The organism is Pseudomonas putida (genome assembly GCF_022627325.1).
In the GTDB taxonomy this organism is placed as follows: Bacteria; Pseudomonadota; Gammaproteobacteria; order Pseudomonadales; family Pseudomonadaceae; genus Aquipseudomonas; species Aquipseudomonas putida_X.
Map to the genome: position 1 here is coordinate 527,278 of NZ_JAETZZ010000001.1, position 24,797 is coordinate 552,074.

Below are 24,797 nucleotides of genomic sequence, written 5' to 3' on the forward strand. Positions count from 1 at the left end.
ACAAGTACATCTCGATCCCTGAAACTGCAGGTATTCGCCTTGCAGCCTTAGGGAGGTCACTCGAGATGGCCCAGGAACTCTACACCCGCACCAACCAAAAGCTTTTCTTCGCCGGCCTCGCCCTCGAGTCCATGGCCAAGGCCGCCGACAGCCAGGCCATGAATGCACAAGGCCTTGTGCAGGCCGAGCGTGAGGCTGCTCTATTCCACCTGTATGGTGCGTTATTGGGCTTGTGTCACGAGATTGGTGGCTTCTACCGCCTGCCAGCGGCGTCCAGCGTCGAGCAACTGCTTGCCGATGATGCCCTGAATGACATCGCCATCCCCGAGGTGGCTGAGTTGCTGGAGCTGTCCAGGCAGCGGGAGACCTGGCTGGCGCAACTGCTCAGCGCTTATGCCGATTTGTTCCGACCACCGGTCGCGAAAAAAACCGCAAAAACCGATGTCACCCAGCCACTCATTCTGGCCGTCAACCTCGACGAACCCGAGCCGGCTGCGCTGTCGCGTGACGATCTGGAAAGCTGGCGCAACAACCTGAAAGGCTTGGTGAGACGATTCCGTGACGCGTTGAGTGAGTGCTGATCTTCGCCCTGGCTGGTACAATGCCCGCCTTTCGCGGAGAACAGCCCTTTATGTCTACGTCTTTTCTGGAAATTGTCGAGTTGCCTGATGGCCGAATCGAACTGCGTCGTGCCGAGGATGAAGGCTCCCTGGTAACCCTGGATTTCTCGGAAGACGCCAAGGTATTCCTGCAGGGGCAACACGTTGAAGTTGCCAAGGCCATGCTGAGTGTGGGCGTGCAGATGGCGGGGCGCCTCGTGGATGGCGAACTCGACCGTGACGAAGGGCCGCGCGTACTTCACTGATACCCAGGTTGTTTCGGGTCACAGGCAAAGCCTGAACATCAGCCGAGGCGGATGTTCAGGCTTTGTGCGTTTCCGGCATTGGCTGCACGCACCAGCTGCTGCCGCGCAGTGGCATTGACGCTGCCAAGCCAGCTGACCACGGTATGGCTGCGGCCAAGGCGCAGGGCGTCACAGGCCAATTGCAGTGGGCTCTGATTGCCGCGCGGCTGCAGCAGCAGGATGCGCTCGCGGTTGAGCCCGGCATCGCGCAACCAGGCCTGGGTCAGGCTGCCCGGTGGTGCAATAAGCGTCAGCCAGCGGGCCTCCTGCTCTTCGCTCAGTTCGCGGAGCACCGGTGCCAGCAAGGTGTGGCAATGGTCGGGGGCGCCACGCAGGGACAGTTCACTGAACAGGCCCGGTTCGCTGTTCTTGCGCGCCTGTTCGCTGGCCTTCAGGCCTGGCAGGACCGGTTGGGCGAGGAAGGCTTCGAACAGTGGAAGCTGTACCTGTTGTTGTGCTTGGACGAACTGTTGCATGACGCCTCCTGGTTCAGCGGCGAATAACGCCGACACTCAAGCCTTCGATCACCATTTCCTGCTCTTTCAGGTCGACTTCGATAGGGGCGAAATCGGGGTTTTCGGCGATCAGCCAGACCTTGCTGCCTTCGCGTTTGAAGCGCTTGACGGTCACTTCATCGCCGATGCGGGCGACGACGATCTGCCCGTTACGGGCCTCACGGCAGGTGTGCACAGCCAGCAGGTCGCCGTCGAAGATGCCGACGTCCTTCATGCTCATGCCGTGTACGCGCAGCAGGTAGTCGGCGCGCGGGTGGAAGAAGGATGGATTGATGTTGCAAGATTGTTCGATGTGCTGCTCGGCAAGGATAGGTGCACCGGCTGCGACCCGGCCGATGATCGGTAGGCCGTTTTCTTCGGCCTTGGCCTCAAAGCCGGGGATGCGGATGCCGCGGGATGCGCCTGGGGTCATCTCGATCGCGCCTTTGCGCGCGAGGGCCTTGAGGTGCTCCTCGGCGGCATTGGGCGACTTGAAGCCCAGCTCCTGAGCGATCTCTGCGCGCGTCGGCGGGAAGCCGTTGTCTTCAAGGCAACGTTTGATGAAGGCCAGGATTTCGGCTTGGCGGGGCGTCAGTTTCAACATGGCGGGCGCTCTGTCTTTTTATACAGTGACTGGGATTATATACAGTACTGGATGCGCTGCAAGCGCAATGCGACAAGAAAAAGCCGCGCGTCATCCCTCATAGCGCTTGCAGCTTGCAGCCCGGCGCTTTCTAATGGCGACCGCACAGTCACCTAGCCTTGACATCAGCAGGCCTGAAACGTATGTTTCAAACACCTGTTTGTCTGTCTGGCGGAGTAGTCATGGCCCAATCGGAAACCGTTGAACGCATTCTCGATGCTGCCGAGCAGCTGTTCGCGGAAAGGGGGTTCGCAGAAACCTCGTTGCGGCTGATTACCAGCAAGGCCGGGGTCAACCTGGCGGCGGTCAATTACCATTTCGGTTCCAAGAAGGCGCTGATCCAGGCGGTCTTCTCCCGTTTCCTCGGGCCTTTCTGCGCCAGCCTCGAGCGTGAACTGGAGCGTCGTCAAGGCAAGCCTGAGCAAAAGCCCAGCCTCGAGGAACTGCTGGAAATGCTCGTGGAGCAGGCGCTGGTGGTGCAGCCGCGCAGCAACAACGACCTGTCGATCTTCATGCGCCTGCTGGGCCTTGCGTTCAGCCAGAGCCAGGGGCACCTGCGGCGCTACCTGGAAGACATGTATGGCAAGGTGTTCCGCCGCTACATGTTGCTGGTCAATGAAGCCGCGCCGCGCATTCCGCCGCTCGAGCTGTTCTGGCGGGTGCACTTCATGCTCGGTGCTGCGGCGTTCAGCATGTCCGGCATCAAGGCATTGCGCGCCATTGCCGAAACCGACTTTGGTATCAACACCTCCATAGAGCAGGTCATGCGCCTGATGGTACCGTTCCTGGCCGCGGGCATGCGCGCCGACAGCGGTGTCACCGACGAGGCGATGGCCACAGCGCAGCTGCGCCCGCGCAGCAAAACCGGCAGCACCACCGCCAAGGCCTGAAGGCTGGGCGGGGCAGGGCGCTTGGGCTAAGCTAGCGCCCATGCCTGACCTCGATCTGCTGCACATCTCCCTCGCTGACCAGCGCCTGTATGGCTTCGCCAAGGGGCAGTTGTGCCTGCGCCTGGCAGTGTCGACCGCACGCAATGGGGCCGGTGAGGGTAATGGCTCGGGCTGCACGCCGCGCGGCCTGCACCAGGTGCGCGCGAGGATCGGGGCGGGCTTGCCGCTCAATGCCGTGCTGCGCGAGCGGCGCTGGACCGGTGAGGTCTGGTCGCCGGCGTTGCACGCACAGTACCCCGGGCGTGACTGGGTCCTTACCCGCATTCTCTGGCTCAGCGGTTGCGAGGTCGGCGTCAATCGTCTGGGCGCGGTGGACACGTTCCGCCGCTCTATCTATCTGCATGGCACGCCCGACACGGAACCCTTGGGCATACCGCTGTCCCATGGCTGCATTCGGCTGCGCAACACCGATCTGCTTGGCCTGTTCGAACGCGTACCGGTGCATTGCCCGGTGCGTATCGATGAGGCCGCATGCCCCCAGTGGGCTTCTTTAAGTCTGTAATGAAGGATTGCCTATGACCGTCAGCCTGCAAGGCTCCCTGATGGTGGATATCGCCGGTAAATGGCTGACCGCCGAAGACCGCCAACTCCTGCGCCAGCCGGAAGTGGCTGGCCTGATCATCTTTGCCCGCAACATCGACAGCCCGCGCCAGGTGCGTGAACTGTGCGCGTCCATCCGCGCCATTCGCCCCGATCTGATTCTGGCCGTCGACCAGGAGGGCGGCCGTGTGCAGCGTTTGCGTAAGGGCTTCGTGCGCCTGCCAGCCATGCGCGCGATCGCCGATAACGCCAACGCCGAATACCTCGCCGAGCAGTGCGGTTGGTTGATGGCCACTGAAGTGCTGGCGGTTGGCCTGGACCTGAGCTTCGCCCCCGTGCTCGACCTGGACCACCAGCGTAGCGCCGTGGTCGGTAGCCGCGCGTTCGAGGGCGACCCGCAACGTGCCACGCAGCTGGCTGGTGCCTTCATCCGTGGGATGAATGCAGCGGGTATGGCTGCCTGTGGCAAGCATTTCCCGGGGCATGGCTGGGCGGAGGCGGACTCCCACGTGGCCATTCCTACGGACGAGCGCAGCCTCGAGCAACTGCGCCAGGCCGATCTGGTGCCGTTCAGCCGCCTCAGCGGGCAGCTGGCGGCAGTCATGCCGGCGCATGTCATCTATCCGCAGGTAGACAATCAGCCGGCCGGGTTCTCGCGTCGTTGGTTGCAGGACATTCTGCGCGGCGAGCTGGGCTTTGACGGGGTGATCTTCAGTGACGACCTGTCGATGGCGGGTGCGCATGTGGTCGGCGATGCGGCTAACCGGATCGAGGCGGCGCTGAGTGCCGGTTGTGACATGGGCCTGGTGTGCAACGACCGGGCGGCGGCAGAGCTGGCGTTGAGCGCGGCGCAGCGGCTCAAGGTCAAGCCGTCGCCGCGGATTGCACGTATGCGCGGGCAGGGCTTCGCGCGCACCGACTACCGCCAGCAGCCGCGTTGGCTGGAGGCGCTGGCGGCGTTGCGCGAGGCACAATTGGTCGATTGACTGTGCCGGCCCCACAGGTATCCCGCTGCTGTTCACAGCAGTGAAGGTCCTGTGGGGCTTGTCCGCGCAGCCGCCAGGGCTGGCTGCTAGCGCCCGCGCTTTGCAGGCAGCGGGGCAAACAGCGCCTCGATTTCTTCATCCCCCAGGCGCCACTGCCCAGCCTCTGCACCATCGAGCAAGCTTGTCGCCAGGGCTGCTTTTTCCTGCTGCAGGTGCTGTATCTTCTCTTCAACCGTGCCGCGCGTGATCAGCTTGAACACGAACACCGGCTTGTCCTGGCCGATGCGGTAGGCGCGGTCGGTCGCCTGGTTCTCGCTGGCCGGGTTCCACCACGGGTCGAAGTGAATCACGGTGTCGGCAGCGGTCAGATTCAGCCCCACGCCGCCGGCCTTGAGGCTGATCAGGAACACTTCGCTGTCGCCCTGCTGGAACTGCTGCACCGGTGTGCGCCGGTCACGGGTGTCGCCGGTGAGCAGGCTGTAGCGGATCTTGCGCTTGTGCAGCTCTTGTTCGATCAATGCCAGCATCGAGGTGAACTGAGAGAACAGCAGCACCCGGCGGCCTTCGCTGAGCAGTTCTTCGAGCATGTCCAGCAGCGCGCCGAGCTTGCCCTTGTCAGCCTGATTGCCCTTGGTCTCGACCCCTTTGACCAGGCGCAAATCGCAACACACCTGGCGTAGCTTGAGCAGGGCATCGAGGATCACGATCTGGCTGCGTGCCGCGCCATTGCGGGCGATTTCGTCGCGCACTTTCTTGTCCATCGCCACGCGCACGGCCTCGTAGGTATCACGCTGGGCGTCGCTGAGTTCGACCCAGTGGACCATTTCGGTCTTGGGAGGCAATTCGGTCGCTACCTGCTCCTTGGTGCGGCGCAGCAGGAACGGGCGGATGCGGGTGACCAGATGCGCCAGCCGTTCGGTGTCGCCGTGGCGTTCGATAGGCGTTCGGTAATCCTGGTTGAAGCGCTTGAGCTCGCCCAGCCAGCCGGGCATGAGGAAGTGGAAGATCGACCACAGCTCGCCCAGGTTGTTTTCCATTGGCGTGCCGGTCAGGCACACACGCTGGTTGGCCTGCAGCTCGCAGACGGCCTGGGCGGCCTTGCTGGTGCTGCTCTTGATGTTCTGCGCCTCGTCCAGCACCAGCACGCTCCACTGCTGCGCGCGCAGGTGCTCCAGGTCGCGCGGCACCAGGGCGTAGGTGGTCAGTACCAGGTCGTATTCGTGCAGCTTGGCGAAATGCTTGCTGCGCCCGGGGCCGTGCAAGGCCAGGACGCGCAGGCCAGGCGCGAAGCGTTGGGCCTCGTCGAGCCAGTTGGGCACCAGGCTGGTCGGCATCACTGCCAGGGCAGGGTCGGCGAGACGCCCGTTCTGCTTTTCCAGCAGCAGGTGGGCCAGGGCCTGCAAGGTCTTGCCCAGGCCCATGTCGTCGCCAAGGATGCCGCCGGTGCCCATTTCGCGCAGGGCCTGCAACCAGTTCAGGCCCTGTTGCTGATACGGGCGCAAGGTGGCGTTGAGCGCTGCGGGCGGCGTGATCTGCAGGTCGCGGGCATCGCGCAGGCGCCGGCCCAGGTCGCGCACATGGGCGCCACCTTCCCAGTGCAAGGGCAAATGTTCGATGTCGTTCAGGCGTGCCGCGTCGGCGCGGTCCAGGCGCAAGGTGGTGCCGACGTTGTCCTCGTGCAGGTACAGTTCACCGAGGGTGCCCATGACCGACTTGATTCGCCCGTAGGGCAGGGCGACGCGCAGCGCTGGGGCGTCCAGCCGGCCGCGATTGAGGTCGATCAGCAGGTGCTCGTCGTCGCTGCGTCGGGCCAGCTCGCTGGGCCGTAGCAGCTCGGGGTTGCTGCGCAGCAGCTGCAGCACGATCGGCAGCAGGCTGTGGCGCTCGCCTTCGACGACGATGCCCAGCTCCAGGTCGAACCATTCGTGGCCGGGCGCTTCGTCGATGCTGGCGTACCAGTCATCCACTTCATGCAGGTTGAAGGCGAAGTCGCGGTGGATGTCGACCTCCCAGCCCGCCTCGCGCAGGCGCGGCAGGCCGTCGCGGGCGAAGCGCAGCCAGGCTTCGTCGTCGGGCAACTGCAGCATTTCGCCCGCGCTGTCCGGCAGCGCTTTGCTCTGGCGGGTGGCGGGCTTGAAGCCCAGCTCGCGCAGCACCTTGCGCAGCGCCTGCTCGGCCGCGCGCTGGCGGCGGATGCGCTGGCTGGTGGCATCCACCAGTCGGGTCAATGGCTTGTCGTCGCTGCCACTGGCGCGCAGCCCATCGTAGTCGAACGCGAGGGCGGCGCGGTGTTGCATCTGGCGCTGCATGCGCCCGGTCTTGGGCATGTAGGCGCTGAATTCAAGACTGCCCAGGGTCAGCCGGCCCTTGGGCTGAATGTTGTCGATCTGTTCGGTGGTCACGGCGGTGGGGGTGGGGACCTGCCGGTTCAAGGCGTTCAATCGATGACTCAAAGGTACTACCAGGTGTTCAGGTACGGTCGGCGCGCGAGCGAGCTGGCTAGCGATGAAAGGGTCCAGGTCATGCTGCAGTTCGCCGGTCTGATGCGAATGTGGGTCGATGTAGTGCAATGGCTCGATGGGCAGTACCTGCAGCGGCAGGTGCTGGTCATGGTGCCAGGCGCCCCTGTAGCTGCCGTTGTCCAATCTGACCCAGCGGAACTCGGCACGCCGTTGTGGTCCGGCATGCAACGGCGCGGGGTCGTCTTCATACAACAGGCGCCCGGTGGCCAGGGCGTAGCTGAAAAGCTCCGCACCTTGCTTGCCTTCCAGTTGCGCCACGGGCGTGATCGTTTTGCTGCGGGCATCGATCAGGCGTAACAGCCGGGCGTCGTCCTGGGTGACGTAACGGGGGGTGTAGTAGATCATCTCTGGCATCGAGGTGATGCGGCCGACTTTCAGCGTACCGTCGGTTTGCGGCGTGCCCTTTATTGGCTCGAGCTGAAAATGTTCGCGGTCCCTGTGAATGCGGTAGTAGATCGCCGGGCCTTTGCGTGCAGGCTCGCTGGCGGTTGCAGCCTGGGAAGGCGATTCGAGCCCCTGCACCCACAGGTTCAGGTCGGGCGGCAGCGACAGCGCAGCGTGTTCTGCACTGGCGGCTCCGTCGAGCGCTCTGCCTTCGAGCTCCAGTTGCAGCAACGCGGCGACGCAGTGCTTGCAATCTGACCCTACCGGGCAGGAGCAGCCCCCGAAGACGCGCAGCTCACCGCGACTCAGCGCCAGCTTGATGTCCTGATGGTAAACCTGGCCTGCCGAGCCTTTGCACATTGCCTCGATGCTATGGCCCTTCACCGAAAGGATGCGCGTGCGTTCCTGCGCTGCATATTTACGGCCTCGGGACAATGCGCCAGCGTCGAAGCAATCGACCCAGTCCGGGTAGTCTCTGAGCAGTTGCCGTGCGTCGCCATCACTCACATCACTGCTCCATCAGCTCCGGGTCCATCACCGGCATCTTCCGAGTGCCTGGCGGGGTGATCTTCAGCAGCACCGCCAGGTGGCCGCCATCGAGGAAGGTCAGCTGGCCACCCTTGATGGTGCTGTTGCTCTGTTTGAACTGCTCGCTCTTGAGCACATTGCCATTGCTGTCGAGCTGGTTGACCCAGAAGTTGGCCTCCACGGCGATGAAGCGCCCTTCGGTGATGCTCAGGTTGCCTTCGATCGGGAAATGGCCGAACTGCTCCTGGCCATCAGCCAGGGCGATGCGGCTTGGCGCGTTGCCGACCTGCTGCTGCCAGGCCTTGTGCAGCAGCACGGTGTAGTCGGCCGTGGCTTGCAGGCGGGTGGCTTCATCTTCCAGCGCCAGTGGGCGTTCGGCGCTCTTTTCCAGGGGCTGGGCGCCGGCGCTCCAGTCCTCGGGCGCGTACGGGCTGGTGAAGGCCGGCACGCTGTTCTGCCGCACAAGCATCATTTCCACCTGATAAAGGCCTTCAGCGAAGGCAGCCGGCGCGAACAGCGCAAGCAACAAGGTCAGGCAACGGATGGCACGCATGGATCTTCCTTAGGCTGTCTGTGGTGTCAGGCGCTCGAACAGCGCCTCCAGAGTGTTGAAACGTTCGTCGGGCCGCTCCATCGGTACCAGGAAGCGGAACTGGGTTGCACCTTCGAACTTGTAGCGTTTGGGCTGGCCCTGGATCAGCTTGATCAGGGTCAGCGGGTCGACCGGGGTTTCGGCCTCGAACTCGAGTTTGCCGCCGTTCGGGCCGGCATCGACTTTCTTGATGCCGAGCTTTTCCGCCTGCAGCTTGAGCTGGGTCAGGCGCATCAGGTTCTTGGTCGGCTCGGGCAGCAGGCCGAAGCGGTCGATCATCTCCACTTGCAGGTCCTTGAGGCCCTCTTCGTCAGCCGCCGAGGCGATGCGCTTGTAGAGGATCAGCCGCGCGTGCACATCGGGCAGGTAGTCCTCGGGGATCAGTGCCGGCAGGCGCAGGTTGATTTCCGGGCCGCCGCCCAGCGGCTGCTCCAGGTTCGGCTGAGTGCCCTTGCGAATGGCCTTGACCGCGCGTTCGAGCATTTCCATGTAAAGGGTAAAGCCCACGGCCTGGATCTGCCCGCTCTGGCCTTCGCCCAGCAGCTCGCCGGCGCCGCGGATTTCCAGGTCGTTGGTGGCCAGCACGAAACCGGCGCCCAGGTCCTGGGTGTTGGCAATGGCTTCCAGGCGTTTCTCGGCGTCGGCGCTCACTTTCTGGCGCGCCGGTGTCAGCAGGTAGGCATAGGCCTGGTGGTGGCTGCGGCCGACCCGGCCACGCAACTGGTGAAGCTGGGCCAGGCCGAACTTGTCGGCGCGCTCGATGACGATGGTATTGGCGCTGGGCACGTCGATGCCGGTCTCGATGATGGTCGAGGCGATCAGCACGTTGAAGCGCTTGTGATAGAAGTCGCTCATCACCTGTTCCAGCTCGCGCTCGCGCATCTGCCCGTGGCCGATGCCGATGCGCGCTTCGGGCACCAGTTCGGCAAGGTCGGCGGCGCATTTTTCGATGGTTTTTACATCGTTGTGCAGGTAGTACACCTGGCCGCCGCGCAGCAGTTCACGCAGCAGGGCTTCTTTGACCGTGCTGTTGTTCTGCTCCATGACGAAGGTGCGCACCGACAGGCGCCTTGCCGGCGGCGTGGCGATGATGGACAGGTCGCGCATGCCGGCCACGGCCATGTTCAGCGTTCGCGGAATCGGTGTGGCGGTCAGGGTGAGGATGTCCACCTCGCTGCGCAGGGCCTTGAGCTGCTCCTTCTGGCGTACGCCAAAGCGGTGCTCTTCGTCGATCACCACCAGGCCAAGGTCCTTGAAGCGCACGTCGTCCTGCAGCAGCTTGTGCGTGCCGATCAGGATGTCGATCTTGCCTTCGGCCAGGTCCGCTGCAGCACTGGCCACTTCCTTGGCCGACTTGAAGCGGCTCATCACCTCGACCGTCACCGGCCAGTCGGCGAAGCGGTCGCGGAAGCTGTTGTAGTGCTGCTGGGCAAGCAGGGTGGTAGGCACCAGCACCGCGACCTGACGGCCGCTGTGCACGGCGATGAAGGCCGCGCGCATCGCCACCTCGGTCTTGCCGAAGCCGACGTCGCCGCACACCAGGCGATCCATTGGCTTGGCGGCAAGCATGTCGGCGCGCACGGCTTCGATGGCGTTCTGTTGGTCGGGGGTTTCCTCGAAGGGGAAGCCGGCGCTGAAAGTGGCATAGTCGGCCGCCGGGTCGGCGAAGGCGTAGCCCTTGCGAGCGGCGCGGCGGGCGTAGATGTCGAGCAGCTCGGCGGCCACGTCGCGGACCTGTTCGGCGGCTTTGCGCTTGGCTTTTTGCCAGGCTTCAGAGCCCAGCCGGTGCAGCGGTGCCAGGGCATCATCGCTGCCGGTGTAGCGGGCGATCAGGTGCAGGTTGGCCACCGGGACATAGAGCTTGGCGCCCTCGGCGTATTCCAGGGTCAGGAACTCCGCGGCCTGGCCGTCGATTTCCAGGGTGGCCAGGCCCAGGTAGCGGCCCACGCCATGGTCGATGTGCACCACCGGCGCGCCTTCGCGCAGCTCGGTCAGGTTTTTGATCACCGCATCATTGGCGGCCTCGCCGCGCTTGTCGCGGCGCCGGCGCTGCATCACGCGTTGGCCGAACAGCGGGCTTTCGGCCACCAGGGCGACGGCCGGGTCTTCGAGCAGCAGGCCGTCATCCAGTGGCGCGATGGTGATCGCCAGGCGCTGGCTGCCGGTGATGAAGTCGGCCCAGCTCTCGACTGTCTGCGGCCTCAGTTTAAGGCGCTCGAGCAGCTCCAGCAGCACCTCGCGACGGCCCGCCGACTCGGCGGTGAACAGCACCCGGCCGTCGAACTGGTCGAGGAAGTCGGACAACGCCGCCAGCGGCTGGTTGGCTTTGGCTTCGATGGCCAGGTTGGGCAGGGTGCGAGCGGGGAAGCGCTCGCGGCCGACGCCAGGCTCGAGATCCTCGGCACTGACCACCACGCGCGGCCATTGCTTGAGCTGGGCGAAGCAGTCCTCCACCGGCAGGAACAGCTCAGAAGGCGGCAGCAGTGGACGGCTCAGGTCGCCGCGGCGGTCTTCGTAACGGCCGCGCACGTCGTTCCAGAAGTGCTCGGCAGCCTGCTCCACGCCCGGCAGCGAGAACACCTGGGTGTCGCTTGGCAGGTAGTCGAACAGGGTCGAGGTTTCTTCGAAGAACAGCGGCAGGTAGTACTCGATGCCGGCGGGAATGATGCCGCTGGCCAGGTCCTGGAAGATCGCGCTGCGGCGGAAGTCGACATCGAAACGCTCACGGAAGCGCGCCTTGAAGCGTGTCACTTCCTCTTTCTGCATGGGGAATTCGCGTGCTGGCAGCAGGCGGATCGAGTCCACCTTGTCGATCGAGCGCTGGGTCTCCGGGTCGAAGGTGCGCAGGGTCTCGATCTCGTCGTCGAACAGGTCGATGCGATAGGGCAGCTTGCTGCCCATCGGGAACAGGTCGATCAGCGCGCCGCGCACGGCGAACTCGCCATGCTCGTAGACCGTGTCGACGCAGCGATAGCCCGTGGCCTCCAGGCGCGAGCGCATCTGCTCTACGTCGATGGTCTGGCCGACGTCCAGCACCAGGCTGCTGCCGAGCAAAAAGCGCGTTGGGGCCAGGCGGTGCAGGGCCGTGGTGATCGGCACCACGAGGATGCCATGGCTCAGCTCCGGCAACCGGTAGAGGCTGGAGATGCGTTGGGAAATGATGTCCTGGTGCGGTGAGAACAGGTCGTAGGGCAGGGTTTCCCAATCCGGGAACGGCAGTACCGGAAGGCCGGGGGCGAAGAAGCGCAGCTCCTGCTCCAGACGGTCGGCAGCCTGGCTGTCGGCCGTCAGCAGCAGGGTGAAGCGGCCAGCGCTGCTGGCGGCTTCGGCGATGGCAAGGCTGAGGGCGGCACCGGGCAGGTTGCCCCAGGTTTGTTTGCCGGCCGTGGCCGACATTTGCGGTAGGCGCAGAACTGACACGGGAGATTGCACTCCAAGCGTTGCGGCAAAGAGACCGATTGTACCGGTGCCGGTGCGTGCTGTCAGGCTCGGAAAGGGCATGAGCACGGGCTTTGGCTGCCACGACAGGCGCTCATTGCCGGTTACGCGTTGGGGCGTCATAATGTAGCCCCTTTTTTCTCCCCCTACATGTGGAAGGTTCCCGTGACTCAGAAGCCCGACCAGTGTCTTGGTGAGTGGATCGATCGTGAAGCTCTGGCTGAAGCGATGATCCCGCTTATCGGTCAGCTCTACCGCAACAACAACGTGGTGAGCTCGATCTATGGCCGCAGCCTGATCAACCGTTCGGTTATCTCGATCCTCAAGGCCCACCGCTTTGCGCGTCACCGTCAGACCGACGAAACCGAACTGTCCGTCCACGAGACATTCCCCCTGCTCAAAGCCATGAGCGAGCTGAAACTGGGCGCCGCTTCGGTCGACCTGGGCAAGCTGGCCAACAAGTTCAAACAGCAAGGCAATGGCAAGACCGCCGAGCAGTTCGTGCGTGAAGAACTGGCCGAGGTCGTGGGCCAGCAGAATGCATCCGCGCGCAAGGGTACCGACGTTGTCCTGTACGGTTTCGGCCGCATCGGCCGCCTGCTGGCGCGCATCCTGATCGAGAAGACCGGTGGTGGCGACGGCCTGCGCCTGCGTGCCATCGTTGTGCGCAAGGGTGCCGAAAACGACCTGGTCAAGCGCGCCAGCCTGCTGCGCCGTGACTCGGTGCACGGCCCGTTCGATGGCACCATCACCATCGACGAAGCCAACAACACCATCACTGCCAACGGCAACCTGATCCAGATCATCTACGCCAAGAACCCGAGCGAAGTCGATTACACCCAGTACGGCATCGAAAACGCTCTGATCGTCGACAACACCGGCGTATGGCGTGATGCCGACGGCCTCGGTCAGCACCTGGCCTGCCCGGGCGCTGCCCGCGTGATCCTCACCGCACCTGGCAAGGGCGCGCTGAAGAACATCGTGCACGGCATCAACCACGGTGACATCACCGCCGAGGACAAGATCATCTCGGCAGCTTCGTGCACCACCAACGCCATCGTGCCGGTGCTCAAGGCCATCAACGACCAGTACGGCATCGTCAATGGTCACGTCGAAACCGTTCACTCGTTCACCAACGACCAGAACCTGATCGACAACTTCCACAAGGGCAGCCGTCGTGGCCGCGCCGCGCCGCTGAACATGGTCATCACCGAAACCGGTGCTGCCACCGCTGCCGCCAAGGCGCTGCCAGTGCTCAAGGGCAAGCTGACCGGCAACGCCATTCGCGTACCGACACCGAACGTGTCGATGGCCATCCTGAATCTGAACCTGGAAAAGGCCACCAACCGCGACGAAATCAACGAGTACCTGCGCCAGACCGCCATGCACTCGGAGCTGCACAAGCAGATCGATTACGTCAGCTCGCAGGAAGTGGTTTCCACCGACTTCGTAGGCTCGCGCCACGCGGGTGTGGTTGACGCTGAAGCCACCATCGCCAACGATAACCGCGTTGTCCTGTACGTCTGGTACGACAACGAATTCGGTTACAGCTGCCAGGTGGTTCGCGTGATGGAAGACATGGCTGGTGTGAACCCGCCTGCGTTTCCACGCTAATTCGCTTGTAAGGCAATGAAAAAACGGGAACCTTCGGGTTCCCGTTTTTTTTGGCCTGCTGAACCGAACCGGCCTCTACTGTGTCTGTAATGGCCTCATCCCCGGCCAGCTCCACGGCTGGAGCACTGGCGCCCAATCCATTGGTAAGCCTGTTACGGGCCATGAAGCCGGTGCAGGCAACCGAGAACCCGACTTTTGCGCATAGCCCTGCTGTTCATCCTGATGCTGCTGACCGCCTGTAACCAAGGCCCGACCCTGGAGCGCCTCGGCGGCCCTGCCATGGGCAGCAGCTACAGCATCCAGTACGTCCGCGAGGCAGGCGGGCCCGCACCTGTCCAGGTACAGGCGGCGGTGGAAACGATCCTGCAGGACATAGATCAACACTACTCGACCTACCGCGGCGACTCTGCGGTGAGCCAGTTCAATCAGCTCCCCGCCAACCGGTGCCTGGCCTTGCCCTCAGACATGCTCGAGCTGGTCGCCTTCGGCCAGCACCTGGCCGAACAAACCGATGGCGCTTTCGACCTCACTGTCGAACCGCTGCTCGACCTCTGGGGTTTTGGCCCTCAGGCCCGCCATGAACAGGTGCCAGAAGCGCAGGCATTGGCCACTGCCCGCCTGCGTGTGGGCTACCAGCACTTGCGCGTCGAGGGCCAGGCATTGTGCAAGGATGCCCCGGTGCAACTGGACTTCAACAGCATCGCTGCTGGCCACGCCGTGGACCTGATTGCCGCGCGCCTGCGTGCCATGGGTATCGCCAGCTTCATCGCCGAAGTGACCGGCGAGCTCAAGGCGGTGGGCCGCAAGCCAGACGGCAGCCTCTGGCGCATCGCCCTGGAATTGCCCCGCGAGGACCGCCAGATCGCCCGCCAGGTGATACCGGTCGATGGCCTGGGTGTATCGACCTCGGGTGACTATCGGCACTATTTCGAGCAGAATGGCCGGCGCTATTCGCACACCTTCGATGCCCGTCTCGGGCGCCCGGTCGCTCATGACCTGGCTGCCGTCACCGTGCTCGATGCCTCGGCGCTGCAGGCCGACGGCTATTCGACCCTGTTGCTGATCCTCGGGCCGGAGCGCGGCTGGGATTTCGCCATCGCTCATGACCTGGCGGCGGTATTGGTGACTCGGGCAGAGGGTGGCTTCGTCTCCCGAGCTACGCCCGCTTACCAGCGGGCGCTCAAAGGCAGGTGAAAGCGCAAGCAGGGAAGGTAGCTGCCAGGGAATCGGTGTATGCACATGTAGTGCAGGCAAAATTGGCCTACGACGCGACCAAGGGTTAATGTGCGCGGCGTTCACGCTTGATTAGACTGCACCCGAATTTTCTCATGGCGCCCCGGCGGCATGATCGAGTCCCGCGGCGACCATGGCCAGCGGGCCAGTTCTGAAGGAGTACGCATGGCTGTCTACAACTACGACGTAGTGGTGTTGGGTTCCGGCCCGGCCGGAGAAGGTGCGGCAATGAACGCCGCCAAAGCAGGGCGCAAGGTGGCGATGGTCGACAGCCGTCGCCTGGTCGGTGGCAACTGCACCCACCTGGGCACCATCCCGTCCAAGGCACTGCGTCACTCGGTGCGGCAGATCATGCAGTTCAACACCAACCCGATGTTCCGTGCCATCGGCGAGCCACGTTGGTTCTCTTTCCCGGACGTGCTCAAAAGCGCCGAGAAAGTGATCGCCAAGCAGGTCGCTTCGCGTACCGGCTACTACGCCCGTAACCGCGTCGACCTGTTCTTCGGCACCGGCAGCTTCGCCGACGAGCAGACCGTCGAAGTGGTCTGCCCCAATGGCGTGGTGGAAAAGCTCAACGCCAAGCACATCATCATCGCCACCGGCTCGCGTCCGTACCGCCCGGCCGACATCGACTTCCACCACCCGCGTGTCTATGACAGCGACACCATCCTGAGCCTCAGCCACACCCCGCGCAAACTGATCGTTTACGGCGCCGGCGTGATTGGCTGCGAATACGCCTCGATCTTCAGCGGCCTGGGGGTACTGGTCGAGCTGGTCGACAACCGCGGCCAGCTGCTGAGCTTCCTGGATTCGGAAATTTCCCAGGCGCTGAGCTACCACTTCAGCAACAACAACATCACCGTGCGCCACAACGAAGACTACGAGCGGGTCGAGGGCCTGGACAACGGTGTCATCCTGCACCTGAAGTCTGGCAAGAAGATCAAGGCCGACGCCTTGCTGTGGTGTAACGGCCGTACCGGCAACACCGACAAGCTGGGCCTCGAGAACATCGGCATCAAGGTCAACAGCCGTGGCCAGATCGAAGTCGACGAGGCCTACCGCACCAGCGTGCCGAACATCTACGGTGCCGGTGACGTGATCGGCTGGCCGAGCCTGGCCAGTGCCGCCCATGACCAGGGCCGCTCGGCAGCAGGCAGCATCGTCGACAACGGCAGCTGGCGTTTCGTCAACGACGTGCCGACGGGCATCTACACCATTCCGGAGATCAGCTCGATTGGCAAGAACGAGCAGGAGCTGACCCAGGCCAAAGTGCCATACGAAGTGGGCAAGGCTTTCTTCAAGAGCATGGCGCGTGCACAGATCGCCGGCGAGCCGCAAGGCATGCTGAAAATCCTGTTCCACCGCGAGACCCTGGAAATCCTCGGCGTGCACTGCTTCGGCTACCAGGCTTCGGAAATCGTCCACATCGGCCAGGCGGTGATGAACCAGCCGGGCGAGCTGAACAACCTGAAGTACTTCGTCAACACCACGTTCAACTACCCGACCATGGCCGAAGCCTATCGGGTAGCTGCCTATGACGGCCTGAACCGGCTTTTTTGAGCGGCTCCGGCCGGTGGCCTGAGCCGGTCGGGGAGACCGATTTCAGCCCTACCCGAGGGTGGTCTTGGCCAAACCGGGAAAGTCTGTAATCAGGCTGTCCACGCCAAAATCAGCGAGCCGGCGCATCAGTGCCGGCTCGTTGACCGTCCACACCGATACATGCAAACCCTGGCCCTGTGCTTTGAGCAGGCGCTCGGGCGTGCACAGTGTCCAGTTCAATGCCAGCAGATCGCAGCCATAGTTCTGCGCGACCTTCAGCGGGTCGAGCCAGGCGTACTCGGCGACCAGGCCGCGCTTCACGTCAGGCACCAGTTCCAGCGCAGCGCCCAGTACTTCCCGCGAGCTCGAGGTGATGGTCACCTTGTCCAGCAGGCCGTACTGCTGTGCCAGTTCCCGAATCGCCAGCACCGTGCTGGCGGCCCGGGTCCGCGAGGCGCTCTTGACCTCCAGTTGCCAGTGCTCGAAGGGGCATTTTTCGAACAGTTCTTCCAGCCGTGGGATAGGGCAGGGCTGCACATGGCCCGGGCCGCCCCTGCGCGCATCGTAGGTGACCAGATCGGCTGCCGGGTGTTCCACAACCTTGCCGCGCCGGCCCGTGGTGCGCTTGAGGGTAGGGTCGTGGATGACCATCAGCTCATTGTCGGCCGACAGGTGCAGGTCAAGCTCGCAGCGGGTGACGCCGTGGGACAGGCACTGACGGAAACTGTGCAGGGTGTTCTCGGGCGCTTCGCCCTTGGCGCCGCGGTGGCCATAAATGAGGGTCACGTTCGTTCCTTCAGGTCAAAAATGAAAAGGCTCAGGAGGCAGGGTCGCCCTGTTCCAGCTGCTGGCGCCGTTGTTGCTGTTGGCGCTGCAGGATGTAGCGTGCCAGCAACTGACGCTGGGCATCGGTCATGTCGGTGAATTCGGTACCCAGTTCGAAGCTGCCATCGGCGCGCGGGTCGCAGTGGGTGACCTTGCCGCGCAGCAGCAGGCCGTGGGCGCGGGGCATCAACACCATCTTCACTTTGACCCGGGTGCCAGGGGCGATTTGCTGGGCTTGGGCGAACTCGATGCCACCTTCGGAGATGATCACCCGCTGGGGCTGGCCGATCTCGCCGATCAGGGTTTGCGCGACCACCGCGCTGAGCAAGTCCAGGCGCTTGTTCTGCGCCCGCAGGAACGCCGCCAGGGTGCGGTCCTTTTCGCTCAACTGACGCAGCAGGTGCTGGGACTCGAAGTCGGACAGGTGCAGCTCGCTGAGCAGGTTGAACAGTGGTGAATCATCCTGCAACAGTTCTGGCTCAAGGGCTTCGGCCGCGCTCAGGGGGCTGATTTCCAGTGCGATCCGATCTTCGATGCGGTAGTATTCGCGGCGATCTTCTTCGTCTAATGTCGTCATGGCGAACCCATGGTAGCGGCGGTGGTCCGAGTGTAAAGCCGCCGCAGGCGCCTCGCCACAAGGACGTTCCCTTTCATCCGAACAAGCCCCGACATGTTCAGACCTCTTTTCGCATTCATTGGTACGCGCTACACCCGTGCCAAGCGCCGTAATCACTTCGTCTCGTTCATTTCCCTGACCTCGATGATCGGCCTCGCCCTGGGCGTGGTGGTGATGATCGTGGTGCTCTCGGTCATGAACGGTTTCGACCACGAGATGCGTACCCGCGTGCTGGGCATGGTCCCTCACGCCACGCTTGAGAGCGGCCAGCCGATCAACGACTGGCCTGCCCTTGCCCAACAAGTAAAGCAGAATCCGCAGGTGCTGGCGGTGGCGCCCTATACCCAGATGCAGGGCCTGCTGACCCACGATGGCAAGGTGCAGAAGGTGCTGCTCAACGGTATCGACCCAGCCCGCGAGCGTGAGGTGTCGATCATCGACAACTTCATTCAGCAAGGCCGCCTCGACCAACTGGCGCCGGGCGAGTGGGGCATCATGATCGGCGACAAGGCGGCCGCCAAGCTGGGCGTGGCCATCGGCGACAAGCTGACCTTCGTCGCCCCGGAGGTCAGCGTGACCCCCGCCGGCATGTTCCCACGCATGAAGCGCTTCACCGTGGTCGGCACCTTCCACGTTGGCGCTGGCGAGATCGACGGTTACCTGGGCCTGACCAACATTGCCGACCTGTCCCGCCTGCACCGCTGGAAGCCGGACCAGGTACAGGGCCTGCGCCTGAAATTCGACGACCTGTTCCAGGCCCCGCGTGTGGCCTGGAGCATCGCCCAGCAGTTGGGTGAGCAGGAGTACTACAGCCGCGACTGGACCCGCACCCACGGCAACCTGTACCAGGCGATCCGCATGGAAAAAGCCATGATCGGCCTGCTGTTGCTGCTGATCGTCGCGGTGGCGGCGTTCAACATCATTTCCACCCTGGTCATGGTGGTCAACGACAAGCGCGGTGACATCGCCATTCTCCGTACCCTGGGCGCCACCCCCGGGCAGATCATGGCCATCTTCATGGTTCAGGGCACGGTGATCGGCGTGATCGGCACCCTGATCGGAGCCGTGGTCGGTATCCTCGCTGCGCTCAACGTCAGCGCGGCGATTGCCGGCATCGAGAAATTGATCGGGCACAAGTTCCTCAACGCTGATGTGTATTTCATCGATTACCTGCCCTCGCAGATCCAGGCCCAGGACGTGTACATGGTCTGCGGTGCGGCGCTGGTCCTGAGTTTCTTCGCCACCCTGTATCCGGCCTGGCGTGCGGCCCGCACCCAGCCTGCAGAGGCGCTACGTTATGAGTGAGTCGCGCATGAGTGATAAAGCCGTTCTGAGTTGCCGCAATTTGGGCAAGTCCTACGACGAGGGCCCGGAGTCGGTGCAAGTGCTGGCCGGGCTCAACCTCGAGCTGCACGCCGGGGAGCGGGTGGCCATCGTCGGCAGTTCCGGTTCGGGCAAGAGCACCTTGCTCAACCTGCTGGGCGGCCTCGATCGGCCGACCCAAGGCAGCGTCTGGCTGGCCGGTGAAGAGCTGTCGGCGCTTGGCGAGCGGGCCCGCGGCCTGCTGCGCAACCGCGAGCTGGGCTTTGTCTACCAGTTCCACCACCTGCTGCCCGAGTTCACCGCCATGGAGAACGTGTGCATGCCGCTGCTGATCGGGCGCACCGCGATCCCCGAGGCCCGTGAGCGCGCCGAGGCACTGCTCAAGCGTGTCGGTCTGGGCCACCGCCTGCACCACAAGCCGGCCGAGCTGTCGGGGGGTGAGCGGCAACGGGTGGCCATTGCCCGCGCGCTGGTCAACCGGCCGGGCCTGGTCATGCTCGATGAACCGACCGGCAACCTCGACCACCACACCGCCCAAGGCATCCAGGAGTTGATGCAGGAACTGTCCAGCGCCTCGCGCACGGCATTTCTGGTGGTGACCCACGACCTCAACCTGGCACGGCAGATGGACCGTGTGCTGAAACTCGACGACGGTCATCTGGTGGCGATCTGAGCCGCGTGCACGGGGTGGCCTGAGCCGCCCCGCAACTTTTTCAGTGGGTGTTTTACATGTTCAGACCCTTGCCCTTGTTCATCGGTGCGCGCTACACCCGTGCCAAGCGCCGCAACCATTTCATCTCGTTCATCTCGATGACCTCGATGATCGGCCTGTCCCTGGGCGTGCTGGCGATGATCGTGGTGCTGTCGGTGATGAATGGCTTCCAGCGCGAGATGAGCTCGCGCATCCTCGGTCTGGTGCCACACGCCAGCATCCTCGGCGTGCAGCCGCTGGACGACTGGCGCAAGGCTGCCGATGCAGCACTGCAAAACCCAGCCGTGATGGCGGTTGCGCCGATCACCGAGATGGAGGGCATGCTCTCCTACAAAGGTGCAATGCAGCCCATCCAGGTCAGCGGCATAGACCCGGCCGAAGAAGGCAAGGTCTCGATCGTCGGCCAGCACATCGTGCAGGGGCGCCTGCAGGCCCTGCAGCCGGGTGAGTACGGGGTGGTGATCGGCGAGCTGACTGCGCGCCGGTTCCGTCTCAATACCGGCGACAAACTGACCCTGATCGTGCCGGAAATCAGCAAGGAGCCGGGTGGCATCACCCCGCGCATGCAGCGCCTGACCGTGGTCGGCATCTTCAAGGTGGGTGCCGAGCTGGACGGTTCGCAGGCTTACATGCATGTGGCCGACGCCGGCGAGATGCAGCGCTGGGCGCCCGGCCAGGTACAGGGCGTGCGCCTCAAGCTGCACGACCTGTATGCCGCGCCGCAAGTGTCCAAGGCCATTGCTGCCAGCCTGGGCGATGCCTACCGCGCCGATGACTGGTCGCACACCCAGGGCAGCCTGTTCAGTGCCATGAAGATGGAAAAGACCATGATCGGCCTGCTGCTCCTGATGATCATCGCCGTGGCGGCGTTCAACATCATCGCCACCCTGGTGATGGTGGTGAACGACAAGGGGCCGGACATCGCCATCCTGCGCACCCTGGGGGCTACCCCGGCGCAGATCATGGGCACCTTCATGGTTCAGGGCAGCCTGATCGGTATTGTCGGCACAGTGATCGGCGGCGTGCTCGGGGTGATCGCTGCGTTCAATGTCAGCCAGATCGTCGGCTGGCTGGAGCGGGTGAGCGGGCAGCACATCTTCACCTCGGATGTGTACTTCATCAGCAGTCTGCCTTCCGAGTTGCAGTGGGGGGATGTGGCGATCATCTGCACCGCCGGGCTGGTGATGAGCTTCCTGGCGACCATCTATCCGGCATACCGCGCTTCGCAGGTGCAGCCGGCGATCGGCCTGGCGGGCTGATCGGTCACTGAGATCATGGGGGTGCAAAGCGCCCCCGATCTCTATAGCGGCTCGCTGAACGCGATCAAAAACCGCGTCCAACCGTTGTCACACTGTGCCCGGATGCTCCCGCCATGGGCCTGGATGATCGACCGGGTGATTGCCAGGCCCAGCCCGGCATGTTCGCTACTGCCCTCGCGGCGCGCTGGGTCCACCCGATAAAACCGGTCAAACAGCCTGGGCAATGAAGCCGCCTCGATCGGCTTGCCGGTATTGGCCACGCACACCTGTCCACCAGGCCCCAGCGTCACGCATATCTGCCCGCCTGTCGGGGTAAATCGCAGCGCGTTATCGAGCAGGTTGGACAGTGCCCGGCGCAGCATATGCCGGTCGCCCTTCAGCGTCGCCTCACCCTCACGCAGCAGCTGCACTGCGTTGTCTTCGGCGAGGGGCGCGTAATACTCCAGCAGCGCGTCCACCTCGTCATGCAGCATCAGCATTGCCTGCCCTGGTGCCAGCAAGCCATGGTCGGCCTTGGCCAGGAAAAGCATGTCGTTGATCATCTGCGCCATCCACTGCACCTCCTCGAGGTTGCCGTGCAGTGCTTCGCGGTACTGCTCAAGGCTGCGTGGGCGGGTGAGGGTGACTTGGGTGTGGGTCAGCAGGTTTGACAGCGGCGTGCGCAGCTCGTGAGCGATATCGGCCGAGAACGCCGACAGGCGCTGGAAGGCGTCATCCAGGCGCTGCAGCATGGCGTTCACGGTAGTGCCCAGTTCTGCCAGTTCTTCCGGCAGCTGCGCCACCGGCAGGCGGGTGGTCAGCGAGCGTGCTGACACGCTGGCGGCCACCTGGCCCATCTGCCGTAATGGCTTCAGTCCGCGGCGCGCGGCCCAGGCGCCAAGCAGTGCCGTGGCCAGCGCGGACAGGCCGACGGTGAACCAGATCAGGCGTTGCATGCCCTGCAGAAAATGCTGGTGATGGGTGATGTCGAGAAACAGCGTAAGGCGGGCGCTGTCGTTGAGCGGCACGGCCAGGCTGCGGTAGTCGATACCGTCGGCATGGAGCGTTGCCAGCCCGGGGTTGGCCGGCGCGTCTGGCAGCGCGCGGCGGCTGGCGTACCAAGGGCTGCCATCGCTGCCATTGATACGCAAGGCCAGGTCGGCCTGGTGGCTGAGCTCGTGGCGCAGGGCTGCCAGCTGCGCGTGCAGGTCGGCAGGGCGTTGCAGGCCGGAAAGCCGGGTGCGTAACAGCGACAGGCGTGATTCGAGCAGTTGCTGGTCCAGCTCGACGAAATGTTGCTCGCTGGCACGGTTGAACAGCAGCCCCGCCCCCAGCGAAACGGCAGCGGTGCACGCGGCGAACAACAGGGCCAGGCGGCTGCCAAGGGAAAGCCTGCGCATCAGTCGTGGCGCTCTTCGAGCACATAACCCATGCCGCGTACGGTGTGAATCAGCTTGTTGCGGTGCTGGTCGTCGATTTTCAGGCGCAGGCGGCGGATGGCGACCTCGATGACGTTAGTGTCGCTGTCGAAATTCATGTCCCACACTTGCGAGGCGATCAACGATTTGGGCAACACTTCGCCTTGCCGACGCAGCAGCAATTCAAGCAGGGCGAACTCCTTGGCGGTCAGGTCGATGCGTTGGCCGGCGCGCTCTGCCCGGCGGCGGAACACGTCCAGGCGCAGGTCGGCCAAGGCCAGGTGTGTCTCTTGGCTGGGGCTGGCACCGCGGCGTAGCAGGCTGCGAACCCGGGCCAGCAGTTCGGAAAAGGCGAAAGGCTTGACCAGGTAATCGTCGGCACCCAGCTCCAGGCCGTGCACACGGTCCTCCACTGCGTCGCGAGCAGTCAGGAACAGCACCGGCGTGTCCAGGCCCGCCTGGCGCACCGCCTGGAGGATTTGCCAGCCGTCACGACCCGGGAGCATCACATCGAGGATCAGCAGGTCGTGGTCGCCGGTAAGCGCCAGGTGCTGCCCGGTTTCGCCGTCTGCGACCAGCTCGGTGGCGAAGCCGGCTTCGCTGAGGCCTTGGCTCAGGTACTGGCCGGTGCGGGCCTGGTCTTCGACAATCAGCAGTTTCATGCGGCGTCCAGATGGGCGGTGTAAGGGCTGAAATGATACGTGACTATCTCGGCCGTCGCCCAAACTGACAAAGTTGTAATCTTGCCGTCAGGTCGCTGCCAGTCAGCCCCTTCTAAAGTGGCCTTATATCCGCTGCAAGTCTGGAGTCATCATGAAACGCCTGTTCATCGCCGCTGCGCTTGCCCTGGTAAGCCTGCCCACCCTCGCCGACACCGGCAAAAGCTTCGCCTTCGGCGAGCCGGCCCCGGCGGCCAAGGCCACACGCACGGTCGAAGTTGTGCTCAAAGACATCGCCTTCGAGCCCGCCAACCTGCACGTCAAGGCGGGTGAGACGGTACGGTTCGTCCTGATCAACGAGGGCAAGCTGCCCCATGAGTTCAACCTGGGCGACAAGGCCATGCACGCCCAGCACCAGAAAGAAATGATCGCCATGCAAGGCAAGCTGTTCACCGCTGGCATGAATCACGAAGGGACGGGCCACGGCCAGGTGGACCATGGTGCTCACGGCCATGATGCTGGCAACACAGTCCTGGTGCAGCCCGGCCAGCGCGCCGAGTTGACCTGGACCTTCCGCCAGTCGGCGCCCATCGAATTCGCCTGCAACGTACCTGGGCATTACCAGGCCGGCATGGTCGGGCCATTGACCATCGAGTGACTGGCGCTCCAAGGCGGGCTGTAAAACCGGTAGACTAAGGGCATTTCCGAACCTTCAGGTCAGTTTCCATGCATCCCGCCGCCGAACATTCCCCGCTGGGCAAATCCAGCGAATACATTGCCACCTACACACCTTCGTTGCTCTTCCCTATCCCGCGCACGGCCAAGTGGGCCGAGCTGGGTGTGACCGCCCAGACCCTGCCGTGGCACGGGGTGGATTACTGGAACTGCTTCGAGCTGTCCTGGCTGTTGCCGTCCGGCAAGCCCGTGGTGGCGATAGGGGAGTTCGCCATCCCTGCCGATTCGCCGAACATCATCGAATCGAAGTCGTTCAAGCTCTACCTGAACTCACTGAACCAGACGGTGTTCGCCACCCTCGGCGAGTTGCAGGCATGCCTAGCGAAGGACCTGTCGGCCGCCGCTGGCAAGCCTGTGAGCGTGCAGGTGCGCACCTTGGCAGAAGTAGAGGCGCAAGGCGTGGTGGCGCTGCCGGGGCAGTGCATCGATGCATTGGATGTGACCATCGATAACTACGAGCAGCCGCAACCAGAGTTGCTGCGCTGCAACCCCGAGCGGGTGGTGGAAGAAACCCTGCATAGTCACTTGCTCAAGTCGAACTGCCCGGTAACCGGCCAGCCGGATTGGGGCAGTGTGGTGGTCGAGTACAACGGCAGGGCGCTGGACCATGCGAGCCTGCTGACCTACCTGATCAGCTTCCGCCAGCATGCCGATTTTCATGAGCAGTGTGTAGAGCGGATCTACCTGGACCTCAAGAACCTGCTTGAGCCGGAGCATTTGACGGTTTATGCACGCTATGTGCGGCGTGGCGGGCTGGATATCAACCCATACCGCAGCACCGGGGTGATCAGCCCTGAGAACGTGCGCCTGGTGCGCCAGTAAGGTTCGAGTGATTGGGGCCGCTTCGCGCCCCATCGCCGGCAAGCCAGCTGCCACAGGCACAGCGCCGCTCTGAACGGTGGCG

Annotated in this window: 22 protein-coding genes; 13 read left to right on the forward strand and 9 right to left on the reverse strand. The window is 63.8% G+C overall.

The window, feature by feature from the left end; translation table 11 throughout:
- The first annotated feature begins 65 nt into the window (after positions 1 to 65).
- Complete coding sequence (locus JNA92_RS02365) at positions 66 to 581, forward strand: DUF6586 family protein (protein ID WP_241803166.1); 516 nt, start codon at positions 66 to 68, stop codon at positions 579 to 581.
- A gap of 50 nt (positions 582 to 631) precedes the next feature.
- On the forward strand, positions 632 to 865 hold the full coding sequence (locus JNA92_RS02370) for a hypothetical protein (protein WP_241803167.1): 234 nt from the start codon (positions 632 to 634) through the stop codon (positions 863 to 865).
- 38 nt (positions 866 to 903) lie between these two features.
- Here JNA92_RS02370 and sulA read toward each other — a convergent pair whose 3' ends face one another.
- Positions 904 to 1,380, reverse strand: coding sequence for an SOS-induced cell division inhibitor SulA (sulA, locus tag JNA92_RS02375; RefSeq protein ID WP_241803168.1), 477 nt, complete (start codon positions 1,378 to 1,380; stop codon positions 904 to 906).
- Positions 1,381 to 1,393: 13 nt separating this feature from the next.
- Complete coding sequence (lexA, locus tag JNA92_RS02380; protein ID WP_012313564.1) at positions 1,394 to 2,002, reverse strand: transcriptional repressor LexA; 609 nt, start codon at positions 2,000 to 2,002, stop codon at positions 1,394 to 1,396.
- A 221-nt stretch (positions 2,003 to 2,223) separates the two neighbouring features.
- On the opposite strand from lexA, the gene JNA92_RS02385 reads away from it, so the two are divergent.
- The 3 genes from JNA92_RS02385 to nagZ are packed head-to-tail and all read left to right on the forward strand — an operon-like array spanning position 2,224 to position 4,517.
- Positions 2,224 to 2,931, forward strand: coding sequence for a TetR/AcrR family transcriptional regulator (locus JNA92_RS02385; RefSeq protein WP_039601793.1), 708 nt, complete (start codon positions 2,224 to 2,226; stop codon positions 2,929 to 2,931).
- Positions 2,932 to 2,971: 40 nt separating this feature from the next.
- Positions 2,972 to 3,493: a L,D-transpeptidase gene (locus JNA92_RS02390; RefSeq protein ID WP_241803169.1), complete on the forward strand. Its 522-nt coding sequence runs from the start codon at positions 2,972 to 2,974 to the stop codon at positions 3,491 to 3,493.
- A gap of 25 nt (positions 3,494 to 3,518) precedes the next feature.
- Positions 3,519 to 4,517, forward strand: coding sequence for a beta-N-acetylhexosaminidase (gene nagZ, locus JNA92_RS02395; RefSeq protein WP_241803402.1), 999 nt, complete (start codon positions 3,519 to 3,521; stop codon positions 4,515 to 4,517).
- A gap of 86 nt (positions 4,518 to 4,603) precedes the next feature.
- On the opposite strand, the gene JNA92_RS02400 is transcribed toward nagZ, so the two are convergent.
- The 3 genes from JNA92_RS02400 to mfd are packed head-to-tail and all read right to left on the reverse strand — an operon-like array spanning position 4,604 to position 11,963.
- Complete coding sequence (locus JNA92_RS02400) at positions 4,604 to 7,930, reverse strand: SNF2-related protein (RefSeq protein ID WP_241803170.1); 3,327 nt, start codon at positions 7,928 to 7,930, stop codon at positions 4,604 to 4,606.
- Position 7,931: 1 nt separating this feature from the next.
- Entirely contained in the window at positions 7,932 to 8,504 is a 573-nt protein-coding gene (locus tag JNA92_RS02405) for a CsiV family protein (protein WP_241803171.1), read from the reverse strand.
- A gap of 9 nt (positions 8,505 to 8,513) precedes the next feature.
- Positions 8,514 to 11,963 (reverse strand): transcription-repair coupling factor, encoded by a 3,450-nt coding sequence (mfd, locus tag JNA92_RS02410; RefSeq protein ID WP_241803172.1) that lies wholly within the window; start codon positions 11,961 to 11,963, stop codon positions 8,514 to 8,516.
- A 168-nt stretch (positions 11,964 to 12,131) separates the two neighbouring features.
- Between mfd and JNA92_RS02415 the strand changes: the two genes are divergently transcribed.
- From JNA92_RS02415 to sthA, 3 genes are all read left to right on the forward strand, one after another.
- Entirely contained in the window at positions 12,132 to 13,595 is a 1,464-nt protein-coding gene (locus JNA92_RS02415; RefSeq protein WP_241803173.1) for a glyceraldehyde-3-phosphate dehydrogenase, read from the forward strand.
- A 195-nt stretch (positions 13,596 to 13,790) separates the two neighbouring features.
- Positions 13,791 to 14,789, forward strand: a complete 999-nt coding sequence (locus tag JNA92_RS02420; protein ID WP_241803174.1) for an FAD:protein FMN transferase — start codon at positions 13,791 to 13,793, stop codon at positions 14,787 to 14,789.
- Positions 14,790 to 14,993: 204 nt separating this feature from the next.
- Positions 14,994 to 16,388: a Si-specific NAD(P)(+) transhydrogenase gene (gene sthA, locus JNA92_RS02425; RefSeq protein ID WP_241803175.1), complete on the forward strand. Its 1,395-nt coding sequence runs from the start codon at positions 14,994 to 14,996 to the stop codon at positions 16,386 to 16,388.
- Positions 16,389 to 16,436: 48 nt separating this feature from the next.
- Here sthA and JNA92_RS02430 read toward each other — a convergent pair whose 3' ends face one another.
- Positions 16,437 to 17,153 (reverse strand): glycerophosphodiester phosphodiesterase, encoded by a 717-nt coding sequence (locus JNA92_RS02430; RefSeq protein ID WP_241803176.1) that lies wholly within the window; start codon positions 17,151 to 17,153, stop codon positions 16,437 to 16,439.
- A 31-nt stretch (positions 17,154 to 17,184) separates the two neighbouring features.
- Entirely contained in the window at positions 17,185 to 17,769 is a 585-nt protein-coding gene (locus JNA92_RS02435; protein ID WP_115275403.1) for a PilZ domain-containing protein, read from the reverse strand.
- A 93-nt stretch (positions 17,770 to 17,862) separates the two neighbouring features.
- On the opposite strand from JNA92_RS02435, the gene JNA92_RS02440 reads away from it, so the two are divergent.
- Genes JNA92_RS02440 through JNA92_RS02450 form a run of 3 tightly spaced genes read left to right on the forward strand, consistent with a single transcriptional unit; the run spans position 17,863 to position 21,102 of the window.
- Positions 17,863 to 19,113, forward strand: coding sequence for a lipoprotein-releasing ABC transporter permease subunit (locus JNA92_RS02440; RefSeq protein ID WP_241803177.1), 1,251 nt, complete (start codon positions 17,863 to 17,865; stop codon positions 19,111 to 19,113).
- 7 nt (positions 19,114 to 19,120) lie between these two features.
- Positions 19,121 to 19,804: a lipoprotein-releasing ABC transporter ATP-binding protein LolD gene (gene lolD, locus JNA92_RS02445; protein ID WP_172655298.1), complete on the forward strand. Its 684-nt coding sequence runs from the start codon at positions 19,121 to 19,123 to the stop codon at positions 19,802 to 19,804.
- Between the two features lie 56 nt (positions 19,805 to 19,860).
- Complete coding sequence (locus tag JNA92_RS02450) at positions 19,861 to 21,102, forward strand: lipoprotein-releasing ABC transporter permease subunit (protein ID WP_241803178.1); 1,242 nt, start codon at positions 19,861 to 19,863, stop codon at positions 21,100 to 21,102.
- 41 nt (positions 21,103 to 21,143) lie between these two features.
- Here JNA92_RS02450 and JNA92_RS02455 read toward each other — a convergent pair whose 3' ends face one another.
- A complete protein-coding gene (locus JNA92_RS02455) occupies positions 21,144 to 22,481 on the reverse strand; it encodes a heavy metal sensor histidine kinase (protein ID WP_277817990.1) in 1,338 nt (445 codons plus the stop codon).
- Positions 22,481 to 23,161, reverse strand: coding sequence for a two-component system response regulator CinR (gene cinR / locus JNA92_RS02460; RefSeq protein ID WP_241803179.1), 681 nt, complete (start codon positions 23,159 to 23,161; stop codon positions 22,481 to 22,483). Before cinR ends, JNA92_RS02455 begins: the two co-directional genes overlap by 1 nt.
- Positions 23,162 to 23,312: 151 nt before the next feature.
- Here cinR and JNA92_RS02465 point away from each other — a divergent pair, with 151 nt between their 5' ends.
- Both JNA92_RS02465 and queF read left to right on the forward strand, forming a co-directional pair.
- Positions 23,313 to 23,816 carry a cupredoxin domain-containing protein gene (locus JNA92_RS02465; protein ID WP_241803180.1) on the forward strand — a complete coding sequence of 168 codons (504 nt, stop codon included), beginning with the start codon at positions 23,313 to 23,315 and terminating at the stop codon, positions 23,814 to 23,816.
- A gap of 68 nt (positions 23,817 to 23,884) precedes the next feature.
- On the forward strand, positions 23,885 to 24,715 hold the full coding sequence (gene queF, locus JNA92_RS02470; RefSeq protein ID WP_241803181.1) for an NADPH-dependent 7-cyano-7-deazaguanine reductase QueF: 831 nt from the start codon (positions 23,885 to 23,887) through the stop codon (positions 24,713 to 24,715).
- Positions 24,716 to 24,797 lie beyond the last annotated feature (82 nt).

Bases quoted from the DNA above. Each gene is read 5' to 3' on its own strand.
- JNA92_RS02365 (WP_241803166.1), top strand. From the start codon at position 66: ATGGCCCAGGAACTCTACACCCGCACCAACCAAAAGCTTTTCTTCGCC.
- JNA92_RS02370 (WP_241803167.1), top strand. From the start codon at position 632: ATGTCTACGTCTTTTCTGGAAATTGTCGAGTTGCCTGATGGCCGAATC.
- sulA (WP_241803168.1), bottom strand. From the start codon at position 1,380: ATGCAACAGTTCGTCCAAGCACAACAACAGGTACAGCTTCCACTGTTC.
- lexA (WP_012313564.1), bottom strand. From the start codon at position 2,002: ATGTTGAAACTGACGCCCCGCCAAGCCGAAATCCTGGCCTTCATCAAA.
- JNA92_RS02385 (WP_039601793.1), top strand. From the start codon at position 2,224: ATGGCCCAATCGGAAACCGTTGAACGCATTCTCGATGCTGCCGAGCAG.
- JNA92_RS02390 (WP_241803169.1), top strand. From the start codon at position 2,972: ATGCCTGACCTCGATCTGCTGCACATCTCCCTCGCTGACCAGCGCCTG.
- JNA92_RS02405 (WP_241803171.1), bottom strand. From the start codon at position 8,504: ATGCGTGCCATCCGTTGCCTGACCTTGTTGCTTGCGCTGTTCGCGCCG.
- JNA92_RS02415 (WP_241803173.1), top strand. From the start codon at position 12,132: ATGTGGAAGGTTCCCGTGACTCAGAAGCCCGACCAGTGTCTTGGTGAG.
- sthA (WP_241803175.1), top strand. From the start codon at position 14,994: ATGGCTGTCTACAACTACGACGTAGTGGTGTTGGGTTCCGGCCCGGCC.
- JNA92_RS02435 (WP_115275403.1), bottom strand. From the start codon at position 17,769: ATGACGACATTAGACGAAGAAGATCGCCGCGAATACTACCGCATCGAA.
- JNA92_RS02440 (WP_241803177.1), top strand. From the start codon at position 17,863: ATGTTCAGACCTCTTTTCGCATTCATTGGTACGCGCTACACCCGTGCC.
- lolD (WP_172655298.1), top strand. From the start codon at position 19,121: ATGAGTGATAAAGCCGTTCTGAGTTGCCGCAATTTGGGCAAGTCCTAC.
- JNA92_RS02450 (WP_241803178.1), top strand. From the start codon at position 19,861: ATGTTCAGACCCTTGCCCTTGTTCATCGGTGCGCGCTACACCCGTGCC.
- JNA92_RS02455 (WP_277817990.1), bottom strand. From the start codon at position 22,481: ATGCGCAGGCTTTCCCTTGGCAGCCGCCTGGCCCTGTTGTTCGCCGCG.
- cinR (WP_241803179.1), bottom strand. From the start codon at position 23,161: ATGAAACTGCTGATTGTCGAAGACCAGGCCCGCACCGGCCAGTACCTG.
- JNA92_RS02465 (WP_241803180.1), top strand. From the start codon at position 23,313: ATGAAACGCCTGTTCATCGCCGCTGCGCTTGCCCTGGTAAGCCTGCCC.
- queF (WP_241803181.1), top strand. From the start codon at position 23,885: ATGCATCCCGCCGCCGAACATTCCCCGCTGGGCAAATCCAGCGAATAC.